The organism is Rhizobium etli CFN 42 (genome assembly GCF_000092045.1).
In the GTDB taxonomy this organism is placed as follows: Bacteria; Pseudomonadota; Alphaproteobacteria; order Rhizobiales; family Rhizobiaceae; genus Rhizobium; species Rhizobium etli.
This window is the reverse complement of the sequence record NC_007765.1, coordinates 1-17,295: the sequence shown is the minus strand read 5'-3', so window position 1 is coordinate 17,295 and position 17,295 is coordinate 1. Positions and strand designations below refer to the sequence as shown.

General features: G+C 63.6%; 10 protein-coding genes. 8 read left to right on the top strand and 2 right to left on the bottom strand.

From position 1 onward, the window contains the following. Nucleotides 1–75 precede the first annotated feature (75 nt). The 5 genes from RHE_RS24075 to cueR all read left to right on the top strand — a co-directional run bounded on the left by RHE_RS24075 (nt 76) and on the right by cueR (nt 13,348). Entirely contained in the window at nt 76–5,547 is a 5,472-nt protein-coding gene (locus RHE_RS24075; RefSeq protein WP_011427869.1) for an alpha-2-macroglobulin family protein, read from the top strand. Then, nucleotides 5,544–7,625 carry a penicillin-binding protein 1C gene (gene pbpC, locus RHE_RS24070; RefSeq protein ID WP_011427868.1) on the top strand — a complete coding sequence of 694 codons (2,082 nt, stop codon included), beginning with the start codon at nt 5,544–5,546 and terminating at the stop codon, nt 7,623–7,625. Before RHE_RS24075 ends, pbpC begins: the two co-directional genes overlap by 4 nt. Before the next feature lie 59 nt (nt 7,626–7,684). Then, on the top strand, nt 7,685–10,288 hold the full coding sequence (gene treY / locus RHE_RS24065; RefSeq protein WP_011427867.1) for a malto-oligosyltrehalose synthase: 2,604 nt from the start codon (nt 7,685–7,687) through the stop codon (nt 10,286–10,288). 138 nt (nt 10,289–10,426) lie between these two features. After that, a complete protein-coding gene (locus RHE_RS24060; protein WP_011427866.1) occupies nt 10,427–12,949 on the top strand; it encodes a heavy metal translocating P-type ATPase in 2,523 nt (840 codons plus the stop codon). A 9-nt stretch (nt 12,950–12,958) separates the two neighbouring features. Beyond that, nucleotides 12,959–13,348, top strand: a complete 390-nt coding sequence (gene cueR / locus RHE_RS24055) for a Cu(I)-responsive transcriptional regulator (RefSeq protein ID WP_011427865.1) — start codon at nt 12,959–12,961, stop codon at nt 13,346–13,348. A 5-nt stretch (nt 13,349–13,353) separates the two neighbouring features. Here the strand turns inward: cueR and RHE_RS24050 are convergent, their stop codons facing one another. Beyond that, nucleotides 13,354–13,662: a hypothetical protein gene (locus tag RHE_RS24050; protein WP_042119802.1), complete on the bottom strand. Its 309-nt coding sequence runs from the start codon at nt 13,660–13,662 to the stop codon at nt 13,354–13,356. Nucleotides 13,663–13,838: 176 nt separating this feature from the next. On the opposite strand from RHE_RS24050, the gene RHE_RS24045 reads away from it, so the two are divergent. The 3 genes from RHE_RS24045 to RHE_RS24035 are packed head-to-tail and all read left to right on the top strand — an operon-like array spanning nt 13,839 to nt 15,863. Then, complete coding sequence (locus RHE_RS24045; RefSeq protein WP_011427863.1) at nt 13,839–14,378, top strand: sigma-70 family RNA polymerase sigma factor; 540 nt, start codon at nt 13,839–13,841, stop codon at nt 14,376–14,378. Beyond that, nucleotides 14,365–15,132 carry an anti-sigma factor family protein gene (locus RHE_RS24040; protein ID WP_011427862.1) on the top strand — a complete coding sequence of 256 codons (768 nt, stop codon included), beginning with the start codon at nt 14,365–14,367 and terminating at the stop codon, nt 15,130–15,132. Before RHE_RS24045 ends, RHE_RS24040 begins: the two co-directional genes overlap by 14 nt. Nucleotides 15,133–15,152: 20 nt before the next feature. Then, the gene (locus RHE_RS24035) at nt 15,153–15,863 is read left to right on the top strand and encodes a Bax inhibitor-1/YccA family protein (RefSeq protein WP_011427861.1); all 711 of its coding nucleotides are present in this window, start codon (nt 15,153–15,155) and stop codon (nt 15,861–15,863) included. A 120-nt stretch (nt 15,864–15,983) separates the two neighbouring features. On the opposite strand, the gene RHE_RS24030 is transcribed toward RHE_RS24035, so the two are convergent. Beyond that, nucleotides 15,984–17,120, bottom strand: a complete 1,137-nt coding sequence (locus RHE_RS24030) for an RHE_PE00001 family protein (RefSeq protein ID WP_011427860.1) — start codon at nt 17,118–17,120, stop codon at nt 15,984–15,986. Between the last annotated feature and the right edge of the window lie 175 nt (nt 17,121–17,295).

Here is a 17,295-nt window from a genome sequence, read left to right as displayed (position 1 = left end):
GTTGACAATCTCGTGAGGAGTGAGGAGAGTGCGGCCGGTCAGAGCCAGCATCGCCTGTATCCTTGGGGGGAATCTATGTCCGTGCGCTCGTTCTTCGCTTTCGCCAGCATCGCATTTTTGTCCATGGTCGCCGTCGGTTTTCCAGCCGCCGCTGCAGAAACCAAGCGTGATATCCAGACGATCAAGGACGCCGATTTCTTCGGCTTCGACCTTCGCACCGAGCAGAACGTATCGCTCGATCAGTGCAAGACCTCCTGCATCGGCGACAAGAGCTGCAAGGCCTTCACCTACAATCCAAAGGTGAAATGGTGCTTCCTCAAATCCGATTTCAAGACGATGAATGCCTTCCCCGGCGCCATCGCCGGCAAGATCGTCGAGACGGCCGCCCAGAAGGAGCCGGATATCGGTGCGGCGCCGCGCCTGACCTTCCTGACCAACGACCTGATCCAGCAGGCCCACGACTTCAGGGACAATCTTGCCCTGACCGACGCCCAGCAGGGCCAGAGCCTCGACAGCCTGACGGCCAGCGCCCGCCTCGACATGACCGCCAACAACCTGACCGACGCGCTGACAGCCTTCCACGGCGCGCTGTCGATCACCCCCGGCGATGCCGATCTCTGGCTCGAAACCGCACGTGCGGCCATTTCCTACGGCAGCACCGAGAGCAGCGTCACCGGCCAGGCCGTGCTCGACGCGCTGAACGGCTACGAGCTGACGCGCACCAAGGCCAAGCGCGCCGAGGCGCTCTCGGTGCTCGCCACCGCGCTGGAACGAAACGCCAATTACCGCCCGGCGCTCGACGCCTACAAGGCGAGCCTGGCGCTGGTTGCCTCCGACGATGTGCAGACGGCCTATCTGCAGCTGAAGGCGACGCAGGGCTTCCGCATCACCGAACACACCGTCGACGCCGACAGCGCCACACCGCGGGCCTGCGCCACCTTCTCCGAAGCGCTCGTCAAGACCACCGACTACACGCCCTTCGTGACGCTCAACGGCGCCGCTCCCAAGGCGGTGGAAACCAAGGACAAGCAGATCTGCGTCGAGGGCCTGACTCACGGCGAGACCTATAAGATCGCCTTCCGCACCGGCCTGCCGTCGTCCGTCGACGAGACGCTCGAAGCGCCCGTCACCATCGATGTCTACATCAAGGACCGCAGCCAGATGGTGCGGTTTACCGGCGACAGCTTCGTGCTGCCCTCGACGGCACGCCGCGGCATCCCGATCGTCTCGGTCAACATGACCTCAGCCAACCTCAAGCTCTACCGCATCGGCGACCGCGCCATCGCGCCGCTGTTGACCAACTCGCAGTTCCTGAGCCAGCTCGATGGCTACAGCGCCCAGAGCATCGAGGATCAGAACGGCGAACTGGTCTGGCAGGGCTCGATCGAAATCGCCAACGAGCTGAACAAGGACATCGTCACCAGCTTCCCGGTCGACGAGGCGCTGCCGGAGCGCAAGCCCGGCATCTACGTGCTGACGGCAACGGCGCCGAACGGCCCGGCGCAGGAGTGGGATTCGCAGGCGACGCAATGGTTCCTGGTCTCCGATATCGGCATCACCACCTATGCCGGCACCGACGGGCTCAACGTCTTCACCCGCTCGCTCGCCTCGGCCAAGCCGATAGCAGGCGTCGAGCTGCAGCTGCTTGCCAAGAACAATGAAGTGCTCGGCACCGCGACGACAGACGAAAACGGCCGCGCCACCTTCACCGCCGGGCTGATCCGCGGCACGGCGGCGCTGACGCCGGCCGTCATCGCCGCCAAGAACGGCATGTCGGACTATGTCTTCCTCGACATGACCCGGGCCGGCTTCGACCTCTCCGACCGCGGCGTCACCGGCCGCGCCGCACCCGGCGCAATCGACGTTCTGACTTTCACCGAACGCGGCATCTACCGCGCCGGCGAGACGGTGCATGCGCAGGCGCTTGCCCGCGACACCGACGGCAATGCCATCGAGAACCTGCCGCTCACTTTCATCTTCAGCCGCCCGGATGGCGTCGAAGATCGGCGGATCGTCAGCCAGACCAGCAATCTCGGCGGTTATTCCGTCGATTTCGCCACCCAGGAAAACGCCATGCGCGGCACCTGGACGATGAACATCTATACCGATCCGAAGGGCAGCGCGATCGCCAGCAAAAGTTTCCTGGTCGATGATTTCGTGCCCGATCGCACCGACATGGAGATCAAGACCGAGGCCAAGGAAATCGGTCCGGATACGCCGGCGAATATCACCATCTCCGGCAAGTATCTCTACGGCGCTCCGGCCGCCGGCCTGACGCTCGAGGGCGACGTCGTCGTCAAGCCGACGCGTGAGAGCGCCGCCTATAAGGGCTTCCTGTTCGGGCTCGCCGACGAAGAAGCGAACGAAGATTCCCGCCTGCCGATCGACGGCCTGCCGGAGCTCGACGAGAACGGGCAAGCTTCGACCGATCTGACCGTCGGCGATCTGCCGGCGACGACGCAGCTGCTCAACGCCACCGTCTATATCAGGATGCAGGAAGCCGGCGGGCGCGCCATCGAGCGGTCGCTTGTCATTCCGGTAAAGAGCGAGCGCGCGACGATCGGCATCAAGCCGGAATTTTCCGACGAGCTGCCCGAGAATTCGATCGCCAACTTCACGGTGATCGGCGTCAATGCCGACGGCAAGAAGCAGGAGGCCAAGGGCCTGCGCTGGAAATTCTATAGCCTCAACCGCGAATACCAATGGTATCGCGAGGGAACGGCGTGGAAATACGAACCGGTTTACACCGCCGAGCAGATTTCCAACGGCAGCGTCGATGCGACGATGGACGGCGGCAAGATCTCGGTGCCGGTAACGTGGGGCCGTTATCGCCTCGAAGTGGAAAGCCCGGATGCCGACGGTCCGACCTCAAGCGTTGAATTCGACGCCGGCTGGTTCGTGGCCTCGACCTCGACCGAAACGCCCGACGGCCTGGAAATCGCTCTCGATAAGGGCAGCTACAAGATCGGTGAGACGGCCAAGCTGAAGGTCACCTCGCGCTACGGCGGCGAGCTGATGGTAACGGCCGGAACCGAAAAGCTGGTCGCCGTGCATAATACGACGGTCGGCGAGACCGGCGGCGAGATCGATATCCCCGTCACCGCGGACTGGGGCGCCGGCGCCTATGTGACCGCGACGCTCTTCCGCCCCGGCGACGCGCAGGACAGCCACATGCCGATGCGCTCGATCGGCATCCAATGGCTGAAGGTCGATCCCGAGCAGCGTGCGCTGCAGGTCAAGCTCGACACGCCGGAAAAGATGCTGCCGCGCGGACCGTTGAACATCGGCCTGCAGGTGGCTGGCGCGGGCGCCAATGAGGATGCCTATGTCACGGTTGCCGCCGTCGATGTCGGCATTCTCAACCTGACGCGCTACGAACCGCCGAATCCTGAGGACTGGTATTTCGGCCAGCGCCAGCTCGGCCTTGAAATCCGCGACCTCTATGGCCGCCTGATCGACGGTTCGCTGGGCGCGACCGGCAAGCTCAGGACCGGCGGCGACGGCGGCGCGATTGCGCTGCAGGCCAGCCCGCCGACGCAGAAGCTCGTCGCCTTCTTCTCCGGTCCGGTGAAGCTCGACGCCGAAGGCAAGGCCAATGTCTCCTTCGACATTCCGCAATTCAACGGTACGGCCCGGGTCATGGCGGTCGCCTGGTCGAAGAGCGGTGTCGGCCACGGCGTCAAGGACGTCATCATCCGTGATCCCGTTGTCGTGACCGCGAGCCTGCCGAAATTCCTCGCCCCCGGCGACAAGGCGAATCTGCGCCTCGACATCGCCAACACCGATGCGCCGGCCGGCGATTTCAAACTGCAACTGACCGGCAACGAGGCGGTCGGCATCGAGCAGGCCTCCGCCGCCCAGACCATCCGCCTCGAGGCCGGCGCAAAGACTGAACTGACGCTTTCGCTCCTCGGCAAGCAGCCGGGCGCCGGCAGCGTTTCGATCAACCTCTCCGACGCCTCCGGCCTGTCGCTCGACCAGACCGTCGACGTGCCGGTACGCCCGGCATCCCTGCCGGTCACCCAGCGCAGGGTGCTTGCGCTGAAGCCGGGGGCCAAGCTCACCGTCGACAAGAACCTCTTGGCCGACAGCGTGTTGCCCGGGGCTGCGATCAGCGTCAACGTCACCCGTTCGGCCGCTTTCGATATTCCGGCGCTGCTGATGACGCTCGACCGCTATCCCTTCGGCTGCGCCGAGCAGACCACCAGCCGGGCCCTGCCGCTGCTCTACTTCGCCGAGGTGGCGAAGCAGGCCGGCATCGAAAACGACGACGACGTGCACAAGCGCGTGCAGGACGCAATCTACCGCGTGCTCTCCTATCAGGCCTCGGCCGGCAGCTTCGGTCTCTGGGGGCCGGATTCGGGCGACGTCTGGCTCGATTCCTACGTCACCGATTTCCTGACGCGAGCCCGCGAAATGAAATATGACGTGCCGGAAAAGGCCTTCGTGCAGGCGCTCGAAAACCTGCAGAATACGCTCTCCTATACGACCGACATCAAGGGCCAGGGCGACCAGATCGCTTATGCGATCTATGTCCTTGCCCGCAACAAGAAGGCGGCGATCAGCGATCTGCGTTATTACGCCGATACGATGATCAACGACTTCCCGACGCCGCTCGCCAAGGCGCATATTGCCGCCGCACTGGCGCTCTATGGCGACGCCCAGCGCTCCAAGAACATTTTCATCGACGCGCTGCAGATGTCGCAGCAGTCGATGGTGTCGCGAGTGAACCTGTCGCGTACCGACTATGGCACGATCCTGCGCGACGGCGCGGCCATCCTGGCGCTTGCCGCCGAAAGCCGGCCGGTGCCGCCTGTCGTCCCGGATCTCGCCAAGGCCGTCGCCAAGGAATGGGGCCGCAGCAAATACAAGAGCACCCAGGAAGAAAGCTGGATGCTGCTTGCCGCCCGCGCCATCCAGGGCGGTGATGACGGGTTGAAGGTCGACGTCAATGGCGCGCCGCACACCGGCGCCTACATGGCCCGGATGACCGGCGAGGCGCTCGCCGACCATCCGCTGACCTTGACCAACCAGACCAATGACGCGGTCTCGGCTGTCGTCACCACCGTTGCCGCCCCGACCGTGCCGCTAACGGCGGGCGGCGACGGTTTCCTCATCGAGCGCAGCTATTACACGCTCGACGGCGAAGAGGCGAATGTCAGCGAAGCGCAGCAGAACGAACGCTATGTCGTCGTCATCCATGTGCGCGAGACCAACGACTGGCAGTCGCGCATCGTCATCACCGATCTCCTGCCGGCCGGTTTCGAGATCGACAATCCCAACCTCGTCGACAGCGCCCAGATGACGAATTTCGACTGGATCGGCGAAATCTCCGCCGCCCATACAGAATTCCGTTACGATCGTTTCGTCGCCGCCTTCAACCGCGCACCCGGCGACGAACGGGAATTCAACGTCGCCTATGTCGTGCGTGCCGTCACTCCCGGCACCTACGACCATCCGGCCGCAAGCGTCGAGGACATGTATCGACCCGAGCTTTCGGCCCGCACGGCGACCGGCAAGATGGAGGTCGTGGCGGCGCAACAATGAGGCTGTGGCGCAAGTTTGCGATCGGCTCCGCCGCCGGCATTCTTCTTGCCGGCGCGGCCATGCTTGCGCTCGACGCCGCCGACAAGGCTTTTCCGCCGCCACTCGACAGGGCGGATACGGTTTCCCCGGAAGTGCTGGATGCCGACGGGCAGTTGCTGCGCGCCTTCGCGACCGGTGAAGGCCGCTGGCGGCTGAAGACGACGGTCGCCGATGTCGATCCGCAGTTCCTGCGCATGCTTGTTGCCTATGAGGATCAGCGTTTCTACGATCACGGCGGCGTCGACGCCTGGGCCCTCGGGCGGGCGAGCCTGCAATTCATCCGCAATGGCCGCATCGTTTCCGGCGCCTCGACGCTGTCGATGCAGGTGGCGCGGCTGATCGAGCCGCGAGCGGAACGCTCGTTTTCGGCAAAACTTCTGCAGCTCGTCCGCGCGGTGCAGACCGAACGGCGGCTGTCAAAGGAAGAGATTCTCGATCTTTATCTCACCCATGCGCCCTATGGCGGCAATCTCGAAGGCGTGCGCGCCGCAAGTCTCGCCTATTTCGGCAAGGAGCCGCGACGCCTGACGGTCGCCGAAGCCGCCCTGCTCGTCGCCCTGCCGCAATTGCCGGAACGGCGCCGGCCGGATCGTAATCTGAAGGCGGCACAGGAGGCGCGCAAGCGCGTGCTCGATCGCGCCGCGGTGGCCGAGGCGGTCGGCGACGGTGAAGCGGAGCGGGCCGAAGCTGTCGCCATACCGCCGCGGCGCCTGCAGTTGCCGGCCCTCGCCGCCCATCTCGCTGAAGCCGCGCTGCGCAAGGAGCCGGCGATCCTCAAGCACCAGACGACCTTGAAGAAGCCGGTGCAGCAGGGGCTGGAGCAAGTCGCCCGTGCCGCGACGATGAAACTCGGGCCGAAGCTTTCGCTCGCCATGGTGATGGCCGATGCCCAGACCGGCGCGATCGTTGGCGAGGTCGGTTCGGCCGATTATTTTGACGCCAGCCGCTCCGGCTGGATCGACATGACACGCGTCAACCGCTCGCCCGGATCGACGCTCAAGCCCTTCATCTACGGGCTCGCCTTCGAACAGGGCCTCGTGTCCCAGGAGACGATCATCGAAGATCGGCCTGCCGATTTCTTCGGCTACCGCCCGCGCAATTTCGACATGAGCTATCAGGGCGATGTCACCGTGCGCGAGGCTTTGCAGCTCTCCTTGAACGTGCCGGCCGTCAAGCTGCTCGATGCCGTCGGGCCGTCACGGCTGCTGGTGCGTTTCCGCCGCGCCGAGGTGCGCCCTGCCCTGCCGGCGAACGAAACGCCGGGACTGGCAATCGGTCTTGGCGGCGTCGGCATCACGCTCAAGGATCTGGTGCAGCTCTATACGGCGCTCGCCGATCGCGGTCAGCCGGCAAGGCTCGGCGATGGCATCACCGGTACACCTGGCAAGCTCGACGGCGAACCGCTGCTCGAGCCGGTCGCGGTTTGGAACGTCGCCGATATTCTCTCCGGCGTCATCCCTCCCGCCGGCGCGCCGCAGCGCGGCATCGCCTATAAGACCGGCACGAGCTATGGCTATCGCGACGCCTGGTCGGTCGGTTATGACGGGCGTTTTGTTCTCGGCATCTGGGTCGGCCGGCCCGATAACAGCGCCGTCCCGGGTCTGACCGGCTACGGCACCGCGGCACCGATCCTGTTCGAGGCTTTTGCCAAATCAGGTATTGCAACGACGCCCCTGCCGCGCCCGCCGGCGGGCGCCGTGCGCATCGCCCAATCGGAGCTTCCGATCAGCCAGCGGCGTTTTGCCCTCAACGCCAGCGGCCTGCTCGTCGCCTCCGGCCGCGAACCCGCGCCGCAGATCGTTTATCCGCCCGAAGGCGCCCATATCGATCTCGGTGCAAAAGGCGGCGATCTGTCGCCATTGATGCTGAAGCTGCAAGGCGGCCGTGCGCCCTTCCGCTGGCTTGCCAACGGCAAGCCCTTACCCGATCTCTCGCGCCGGCGCACGCAGCAATGGCAGCCCGATGGCGGCGGCTATTCCAAACTGACCGTCATCGATTCGGCCGGGCGCGCCGCAAGTGTCGGCGTTTTCATCGACTGAAGGAACCAAAGCCGGGCGACAACCGTTGGAAGAGTCTCTCTCCAACGTCAGACGGCCTCATGATTCTTCCGACTGCGACCTACCGGATACAGTTTCGCAACGGCATGACCTTCGATCGCGCCCGCGACCTTGTTCCCTATCTGAAGACGCTCGGCATCAGCCATCTCTATGCCTCGCCGATCTTCACCGCCGTCAGCGGCTCAACCCATGGCTATGACGTCACCGACGCCAACGAAATCGATCCGGCGCTCGGCGGCCGGGCGGGGTTCGACCGGCTGACGGAAAGTCTTGCCGCAGCGGACATGGGGCTGATCCTCGACATCGTCCCCAACCACATGGCCGCTTCGCCGGAAAACGCCTGGTGGCGCGACGTGCTGGCCTTCGGTCGGCAAAGCACCTATGCCGGCCATTTCGACATCGACTGGAGCGAGCCGCTGACGCTGCCGCAGCTCGGCCAGGATTTCGACGGCGCGCTCACCGATGGCGAGCTCAAGCTCGTGCTCGACGAAACCCAGGGCAACTTCGCCATGGCTTATTTCCAAACGCTGTTGCCGCTGAACCCCGGCAGCTACGGCGCGATCGCAAACCGGCTCGGCGATCCGGTCGCAACGCGGATGGCGGAGGCCGTCACCTCAGGCGAGGATTTCGCCCGGGCGATCCGCGACATCCTCTTTGAAGGCGGCAATCGGGCCACTCTCCGGCAAAAACTCGAGGATATCTCTTCCGATCATGATTTTCTCAGAAGCCTGCATGAGGGGCAGCATTGGCGACTTACCCACTGGAAAGACGCGGCGCGGCATCTGAGTTACCGCCGCTTTTTCGAAGTGACCGGACTGGTCGGCACCCGCGTCGAAGATCCCCCAGTGTTCGACGACCTGCATCGGCTGGTGCTCGAACTGGTGCGCGAGGGCAAGGTGCAGGGCCTGCGCATCGATCATGTCGACGGGCTTGCCGAGCCCAAGGCTTATCTCGACAGGCTTCGGGCAGCGGTCGGAGCCGATATTTATATCGTCGTGGAAAAGATCCTCGGAGCAAGCGAGGTGCTGCCGGAGAGCTGGCCGGTTGCCGGCACCACAGGATATGAATTTATCGCTGCGCTGAGCGAACTCTTCATCGATGCTGGCGGACTGCGCATATTGGACGACGCCTATCGCAGCCTCGCCGGCGAAACGGGTGATCCCGAGGCGGGCCGGCGGCTTGCCAGGCAACAGATGGTGGAGCGCAATTTCGCCGGGGAGACCGCCAGGCTGGCAGCGATCGCGGCGGGCATCTTTCCCGAACTCAACCGAGGAGAGATCGCCACCGCGCTCGGCGCGCTGCTGATCGCCTTTCCCGTCTACCGCACCTATGGCGACGGCGGTCCGCTTTCCTGGCAGGATTCGGCCGTCCTTGCCGCAACCGCATCGCAAGTCATGGCAGAACTCGACGACCGGCGCGCGCTCGATCATGTGCTGAAGCTTCTAGAAGGCAGGATCGACGGCGATGCGGCTCATGAATTCCGAATCCGCTTCCAGCAATTGAGCGGGCCGGTCATGGCGAAGGCGACCGAGGATACGCTGTTCTACCGCTATAACAGGCTGCTTGCCGCAAACGAAGTCGGCAGCGAACCGGGCAAGCCGCCGGAGGGCCTGGACGGCTTCCATCGCCGCATGGCCGAACGGGCGCGGCTGCAGCCGCATGGGCTTTCGGCAACGGCGACCCACGACACCAAGCGCGGCGAGGATGCCCGCGCAAGGCTCTATGCCTTGAGCGAAGGGGCGGATGTTTTTGCCCAGGCGGTGGCGCGTTGGCGTGACATGAACCGGCCGTGGCTGAAGGATCTGCCGGATGGCGTGGCACCGGAGCCGAATACCGAATGGATGTTGTATCAGGCGCTTGCCGGCGTCTGGCCGGAGGATTTCGACAGAGGGCAGATGGACGAGCTTCGCGCCCGCTTTACCGACTATGCGGTCAAGGCGGTGCGCGAGGCCAAATTGCGCACTGCCTGGACGGAACAGGATGGTGCGTATGAAGACGCCGTCACGAATTATGCCGCGGCGCTGGTGTCGCCGGACAATGACGCCTTTCTCGAAGATTTCGAAAGCGTGCTGCAGCCCTTCATTGCGGCGGGCTACGTCAACAGCCTGTCGCAGACACTGCTGAAGCTGACGGCGCCTGGCATTCCCGACATTTACCAGGGCGCGGAAGGTTTCGATTTCAGTCTTGTCGATCCCGACAATCGCCGACCTGTCGACCACGAACAGCTGGCAGCCTGGCTTGATGAAGCCCGACCGATCGCCAAGCTTCAGGCGGCGGCGTTGAAGCAGCGCATCGTCGGGATCAGCCTTCAATTGCGGCGGCGGCAGCCGACTCTGTTTTCGAAAGGCGACTATCTGCCGTTAAAAGCGACGGGCAGCCGGCGTGACCATCTGCTCGCTTTTGCCCGTGTGCAGGATGGTGATTTCGCGATCATCGCCGCGCCCCGGCTGATGTTCGGCTGGCTCGACCCTGGCGTGCTTTTTGCCGGTCCTGAATTCTGGGAAGATACTATGATCGCCGTCCCCTCCCCTCTTCACGGCCTGAAGGCGGATCTCCTGACCGGAAAGACGATCGAGCCAGGGGGCAGCATTTCAGTCTCTGCCCTGCTCGGGACCCAGCCGGTCGGGCTTATCAGCCCGATCTGAAGATCGCGCGCGCCGTCAGCTCTGGAAGCGAGCGGCGGTCGTCGAAAAATCGATCTCGCCCAAATTTAGCGCTTGACCTTCCAGTTGCTGGAAGGTCGATAAGTCTCTCCAACTGCCTTGCGGGCATAGGAGACCAGCATGAACACAAAACACGACCACCATCACGGCCACGCCCATGGCGATGATGATCATAGCCATTGCAGCCATGACCGGGGCAAGGTCGCCGACACGGTCATTCGTGATCCCGTCTGCGGCATGACCGTCAATCCGCAAGCCGGCAAGCCCACCCTTACCCATGCTGACCGCCTTTACCATTTCTGCTCCGAAAGCTGCCGGACGAAATTTGCGGCCGCACCCCAGGATTACCTGACAGCGAAGGACCCTGTCTGCGGCATGACCGTCGATCGTTCGACGGCCAAACATTTCTTAAAGGTCGAGGGCGAGAAATTCTACTTCTGCTCGGCCGGCTGCAAGACGAAATTCGAAGCCGACCCCACGGCCTATCGCGACGGCAATCGCCCGGTAGCAAAGCCGGCGCCGAAGGGCACGCTCTATACCTGCCCGATGCATCCGGAGGTCATCAGCGACCGTCCCGGCGACTGCCCGAAGTGCGGCATGGCGCTGGAACCGATGGGTATTCCTCCCGCTGACGAAGGCCCGAACCCGGAACTTGTCGATTTCACCAAACGGCTTTGGGTCAGCGCCATCCTTGCGCTGCCGCTGCTGGCGCTCGGCATGGGGCCGATGCTCGGCCTGCCGCTCCGCGAAGCGATCGGCGAACCGCAGGCGAGTTACATCGAGCTGTTGCTGGCAACACCTGTGGTGCTGTGGGCGGCCCTGCCCTTCTTCCGGCGTGCCTGGGCGTCTCTCGTCAACCGCAGCCCGAACATGTGGACCCTGATCGGTCTCGGCGTCGGCACCGCCTATGTCTACAGCCTCGTCGCCACGCTAGCGCCCGGGATTTTCCCGATGAGCTTTCGCGGCCATGGCGCTTCCGTGCCCGTCTATTTCGAGGCGGCGGCCGTCATCGTCGCGCTCGTCTTCGTCGGCCAGGTGCTGGAATTGAAGGCGCGCGAACGCACCGGTTCGGCGATCCGCGCCCTGCTCGACCTCTCGCCGAAGACGGCGCGGCGGATCGCTGCCGACGGCAGCGAAAGCGACCTACCGGTCGAGGAAATTCAAACCGGCGACCGGCTGCGCGTGCGTCCCGGCGAACGCATTCCGGTGGACGGCTCCGTCGTCGAGGGCCAGTCGACCGTCGATGAATCGATGATTACAGGCGAGCCTCTGCCCGTCGAGAAGTCGAAAGGCGACGGACTGACGGGCGGCACGATCAACAAGAACGGCTCGCTGGTCATGTCGGCCGAAAAGGTGGGCGCCGACACGGTGCTGTCGCGCATCGTCGACATGGTCGCTACGGCGCAGCGCTCGCGGGCGCCTATCCAGGGCGCGGTCGACCGGGTGTCGGCCTTCTTCGTGCCGGCCGTCGTCGTCACGGCTATCCTTGCCTTCATTGTCTGGGCCGCGATCGGGCCGGAACCGAGCCTCGCCGATGCGCTGCTGGCCGCCGTCGCCGTACTGATCATCGCCTGCCCCTGCGCTCTCGGTCTTGCGACGCCGATGTCGATCATGATCGCGACCGGGCGCGGCGCCGGAGAAGGAGTGCTGATCAAGGACGCCGAAGCACTGGAGCGCTTTTCCAAGGTCGACACGCTGATCGTCGACAAAACAGGCACACTGACCGAAGGAAAGCCGAAGCTTACCGACATCGTTGCCCTCGGCGGAACCGAGGAAAGCCGGCTGCTGTCGCTGGCCGCGAGCCTGGAGCGCGGCTCCGAACATCCGCTGGCCGAAGCGATCATCTCCGGCGCCGAAGAACGCGGCGTCACTTTCGTCGAGATCACCGGCTTCGAGGCGAAGACCGGCAAGGGTGTAAAGGGCCTTGTCGACGGCACAAGCATAGCGCTCGGCAATGCGGCCATGCTCGCCGATCTCGGCATCGATCCCGCAGCGCTGTCGGAGAAGACCGAGGCCCTGCGCGGTGACGGCAAGACGGTGATGTTCGTGACGCTCGACGGTACGCTTGCTGGCCTCGTCGCCGTCGCCGACCGGATCAAGCCGACAACGGCCGTCGCCATCAAGGCGCTGCACGAGAGCGGTATGAAGATCATCATGGCGACGGGCGACAATGAGCGGACGGCGCGCGCAGTGGCAAAGAGCCTCGGCATCGATGAGGTCCGCGCCGACGTCCTGCCGGAAGGCAAGAAGGCGCTGATCGAGGAATTGCGCGCCAACGGCGCCGTCGTCGCCATGGCCGGCGACGGCGTCAACGATGCGCCGGCCCTTGCTTCGGCCGATGTCGGCATCGCCATGGGCACCGGCGCCGACGTTGCGATGGAAAGTGCCGGCATTACATTGGTAAAGGGCGACCTCAACGGCATCGTCAGGGCACGGCGGCTGGCGGAGGCGACGATGCGCAACATTCGCCAGAATCTCGGTTTCGCCTTCGGTTATAATGCGCTCGGCGTGCCGGTCGCAGCCGGCGTGCTCTATCCGATCTTCGGCCTGCTGCTGTCGCCGATGATCGCGGCGGCGGCGATGAGCCTCTCGTCGGTCTCGGTGATAGCAAATGCGCTGAGACTGCGCTTTGCGAAATCATAGGAGACGGCAATGAACATCGGCGAGGCATCTGAGCGGTCCGGCCTGCCTTCGAAGACAATCCGCTATTACGAGGATATCGGCCTCATCCGCCCCGAAAGGGGCGGAAACGGCTATCGCGACTATGCGGCAAGCGACGTCCACAAGCTGCGCTTCCTGCAGCGCTCACGCGGACTCGGCTTCTCAGTAGAGGAATGCCGGCAACTGCTGGCGCTTTATGAAGACAAAGCCCGGGCGAGCGCCGACGTCAAGGATATCGCCGAGAGCAAACTTGGCGAGATCGACCGCAAGATCCGTGAACTGACGGAACTTCGCCGCACCCTGGAGCATCTCGTGCATGCCTGCCATGGCAACGACCGGCCGGATTGTCCGATTCTCGAAGAACTTTCGGACGGCGGCTGAGTATTTCAGGGAAGTCGGAATCTGTCCTGGCTCGGCGTCCGAGAGAACGGCGCCAGCTCGGCGGGCTCGTCCTCGTCGCCATCATCAAGCACGCCTTCATCGAGACGATGCTTGATCGCAAGCGTATAGATCACGTCGAGAATATTGCGGTCTTTGAGATGAGGATCGGTCAGGGCGAGAAGCGAGGCCCGGACGATCTTCTTGCTGGTGGCCTTCGGACAACGCATCTTAACGAAATCATAAAGCGCCTCACCCGTCAGCCCGTCCATGGCGCCGTCCACGAGAGCCTCGTAGACCCGCTTCTTTTCCTTCATTTCGTATCTTCCCCTTAAATCAGCGGGGTGAATGATCAGTCATATAACTGTCATAAACAATTGCCGATTTGAGGCGCTCATCGCATGGCGGCCGGATCTTCGGCAGCGATCTCTCCTCCGGATGATTTTTTTGCCGTGCCGGGAATAAAATCCGGCGCGCTTGCGTATACTCAATCATGGAACGCAAAGACCGCCCCTTCGACGTCATCGGACAGCTCGCCGCGCTGAGGCGCTACGCGCGCGCGCTGGTGCGCAATTCGGACGAGGCCGAGGATCTGGTGCATGATGCGCTGGTGCGCGCCTTCGAGAAGAAGAAGAGCTTTCGCAGCGGCGGCAACCTGCGCACTTGGCTGCTGTCCATCCTGCACAATGCCCATATCGATCGCCTTCGCCAAAACCGGTCGCTGACGCGCCGCCACGACGAAGCGGCTGTCGAGGCCGATCGGTCCTTGCCGGCCGGCCAGGAACACGCCGTGCGCTTGCAGCAGGTACGCGATGCCTTCTTCGACCTGCCGGAGGAACAGCGCGAGGCGCTGCATCTCGTGGCGATCGAAGACCTTTCCTATCAGGAAGCTGCCAATGCGCTCGGCATTCCGATCGGCACCTTGATGTCGCGCATCTCCCGCGCCCGCGCGCAGCTGCGCGAATTCGAGGAGAAGACGCCGCGCGTTTCGCATCTGCGATTAATCGGAGGGAACGGCAATGAAGACAATTGATCCGATCGTCGATGCCGATCTCGACGCCTATGTGGATGGCGAGCTTGATGTCGCCCGCCGCATCCAGGTGGAATCCTATCTTTCGGCGCACCCCGCGATTGCCGCCAAGGTGATGGCCGATCTCAGCATGAAGGGTGAGCTGCGCCTGGCGCTTGCCGGCGAAAGCGCCTTCGGCCGCCCCGATATCCGCGATGCCGCCCGCCGGCTGGAGCGTGGCCTTTCCTACGGCCGCATTTTCCACTCTATGCAGCGCATCGCCGCCGTTGGCATTCTGGTTACCGCCGGCTGGGTGGCGCATAATTCCTTTGGCGCCTTCTCAGCAACCGAAGTATCGGCTTCGGTTCCGGCGCCTGCCTATGTCGAGGATGCCGTTCGCGCCTACCAGACCGCGACCCTCCGCGCCTCGATGCCGGCGCAGACGCCGACGATCTTCAGCGCCGAGGACATCCGTTCCGCCACCGCGATCGTCATGCCCGAATTGCCGAAAGACTGGAAGGTGGCCGACGTGCAGATCTTCCCGTCCGAATTCGGTCCCAGCGTCGAGATGGCGATCACGGTGGCGGACGGAAAGCGACTGTCGCTTTTCGCCGTCCGGCCTGGCGCCTTCGAGGTCCAGCCGGTCAGCCATCTCGCCCTTGAAAAGGCAGAAGCCGCCTATTGGCAAATCGGCGAGGTCGCCTATGCGCTGATTGCCGAGGATAGCGGCCTCAATCTCGATCAGGCGGCCGAACGGCTCGCCCGTTCTCTCTATTAGTTCAAACCGAGGAGATCAGCATGAACCCGATCAATCCCCGTTACAACGCCGTACCCGGCTCCCAGGCCCTTTTCGACGAGGGTCTGCGCCAGCACATGCTGCGCGTCTACAATTATATGAGTCTCGGCCTAGTCATTACAGGCATCGTCGCCTTCATCGTCGGCTCGACGCCGGCGCTTTACGTACCGATCTTCGGCTCGCCGCTGAAGTGGGTGGTGATGCTCGCGCCGCTCGCCTTCGTCTTCTTCTTCTCGTTCCGCATCCAGACGATGTCGGCGAGCACTGCGCAAATTACTTTCTGGGCCTTCTGCGCGGTGATGGGCCTGTCGCTTGCCTCCGTCTTCCTGGTCTTCACCAAGACGAGCATCGCCCAGACCTTCTTCATCACCGCCGCCATGTTCGGCTCCACCAGCCTCTACGGCTACACGACGAAGCGCGACCTGTCGAAGATGGGCTCGTTCCTGATGATGGGCCTCTTCGGCATCATCATCGCCGGCATCGTCAACATCTTCCTGGGTTCAAGCGCGCTGCAGTTCGCGATCTCGGTGATCGGCATCGTCGTCTTCGTCGGTCTGACCGCCTACGACACCCAGAACATCAAGGAACAATATTCGGAAAATTACGATCAGGAATCGAACCAGAAGCTCGCCGTCTTCGGTGCGCTCTCGCTCTACCTGAACTTCGTCAACATCTTCCAGCTTCTGCTCAACTTCACGGGCGAACGGGAATAGGATCGCGCTTCCGGGGGCAATGGAAGCGCAAGAGCCCCGGTCTGCACTCTGTGACAGATGGCAGATCGGGTGCTCATCTCAAAACGAAGCGGCCGGGTTCACGACCCGGCCGCTTTCGTTTCAGATGATACCCCAGGCACGATAGCGGCCGCGCCCGGTGATTTCGCGAATGCCGATCTCATTGACGAGGTTCAGCGCGCCGCGCGGCGTAATCCGCAGATGGCGGGCGACCATCGCCGCCGAGACCATCGGCCGCGACAGAATGAAATCGGCCAGTTCCGGCAGGCTGCTGTTCGAGCGGCGGCCGCGAAAGCGCAGCTCCATCTGCGTGCGCGCCAGCGACAGCCGGTCGATTTCCTTGAGGCCCGCCGCCGCAGCCAGCTGCATCGCTTCGAGAAAAGCTTGCAGCCGCGTCGCCCGGTCACGGGCCCGACGCCGCTCGTGGCGCACCAATTTCAGCCCGCCGTAAAAGGAAAAGAGATGCGAAGCGACCTTACCGCGGGCGCGCAGGTAGCTTTCGACCAGAAGTCCGCCGAGCCAATGCTGACGCCGCAACGGCTCGATCCTGTCCCAGGCTTCGAACAGGATGACGGCGCCTAGAACCGGCGGCAGGCTGTCGGCCAATGGCAGCACGCCTCGCCACTCCGCAAGCCGCTGCTCCTCATCCCATTCCTCGTCGCCTAGCAGGCCGAGAGGGTCATAGTTGCGCTTGGCCGGAGATATTGCGGCCGCCTCCTCGCCGGACGGCGCTTTGCCCGTATGGATGTCGATGAGCTTCTGCGAGCGGGCAAGAATGGCATCGATCTCGGCCATCTCGGCGGCGAGCGGCGCGTCTTCATCCTCGCCCTCGTCGTCGGCCTCGACCGCAGCCGCCGGGCTCTTGGCCTCGGGAGTGAGACCCTCCCCTTCCCCTGTGGTCGCCGTCAGCGTTGCCAGCCCCGAGGCGCCGAGCGCCCAGGACGGTTCGCCGGTCCAGATGCGCCGACGCGTCCGCAGCACCGAATGGGCGATCGTCAGTTCATGGCTGGGAGCGCGGCTATCCATATGCGCGTCGTGCAGAACGAGATCCTCGACATGAACGAGCTCGCCGGCGACCCATAACGCACCTGCGGCATCGAAGAAGTGGCTGCGCTCGGCAAATCCCTCACCAACCGATGAGCGCAACACCCGCTCGTCCAGCCGCGCCGCCGCGTCCTCCGCCGCGGCAAGCAATGGAAGCAGGGTTTGGAGCATTACACCGTCGATATCGTAGCGCATTGTTAAGCTTTATAGTTTCTCACAAATGGAAGCAAAGCGGCTGTTTCCTTCCGCCATCTATGACATGGTTAACCGTTTATTTCAACAAAAGCGCGGGAAGGAAGAGAAGAAGATGGCCGACTGCCGTTCTACAATCCCCCTAACAGCTGCGACTGGCGCAAAGCTTTCGGGCCTT

Coding starts and splice junctions, on each gene's coding strand:
- RHE_RS24075 (WP_011427869.1), top strand. CDS start 76: ATGTCCGTGCGCTCGTTCTTCGCTTTCGCCAGCATCGCATTTTTGTCC.
- pbpC (WP_011427868.1), top strand. CDS start 5,544: ATGAGGCTGTGGCGCAAGTTTGCGATCGGCTCCGCCGCCGGCATTCTT.
- treY (WP_011427867.1), top strand. CDS start 7,685: ATGATTCTTCCGACTGCGACCTACCGGATACAGTTTCGCAACGGCATG.
- RHE_RS24060 (WP_011427866.1), top strand. CDS start 10,427: ATGAACACAAAACACGACCACCATCACGGCCACGCCCATGGCGATGAT.
- cueR (WP_011427865.1), top strand. CDS start 12,959: ATGAACATCGGCGAGGCATCTGAGCGGTCCGGCCTGCCTTCGAAGACA.
- RHE_RS24050 (WP_042119802.1), bottom strand. CDS start 13,662: ATGAAGGAAAAGAAGCGGGTCTACGAGGCTCTCGTGGACGGCGCCATG.
- RHE_RS24045 (WP_011427863.1), top strand. CDS start 13,839: ATGGAACGCAAAGACCGCCCCTTCGACGTCATCGGACAGCTCGCCGCG.
- RHE_RS24040 (WP_011427862.1), top strand. CDS start 14,365: ATGAAGACAATTGATCCGATCGTCGATGCCGATCTCGACGCCTATGTG.
- RHE_RS24035 (WP_011427861.1), top strand. CDS start 15,153: ATGAACCCGATCAATCCCCGTTACAACGCCGTACCCGGCTCCCAGGCC.
- RHE_RS24030 (WP_011427860.1), bottom strand. CDS start 17,120: ATGCGCTACGATATCGACGGTGTAATGCTCCAAACCCTGCTTCCATTG.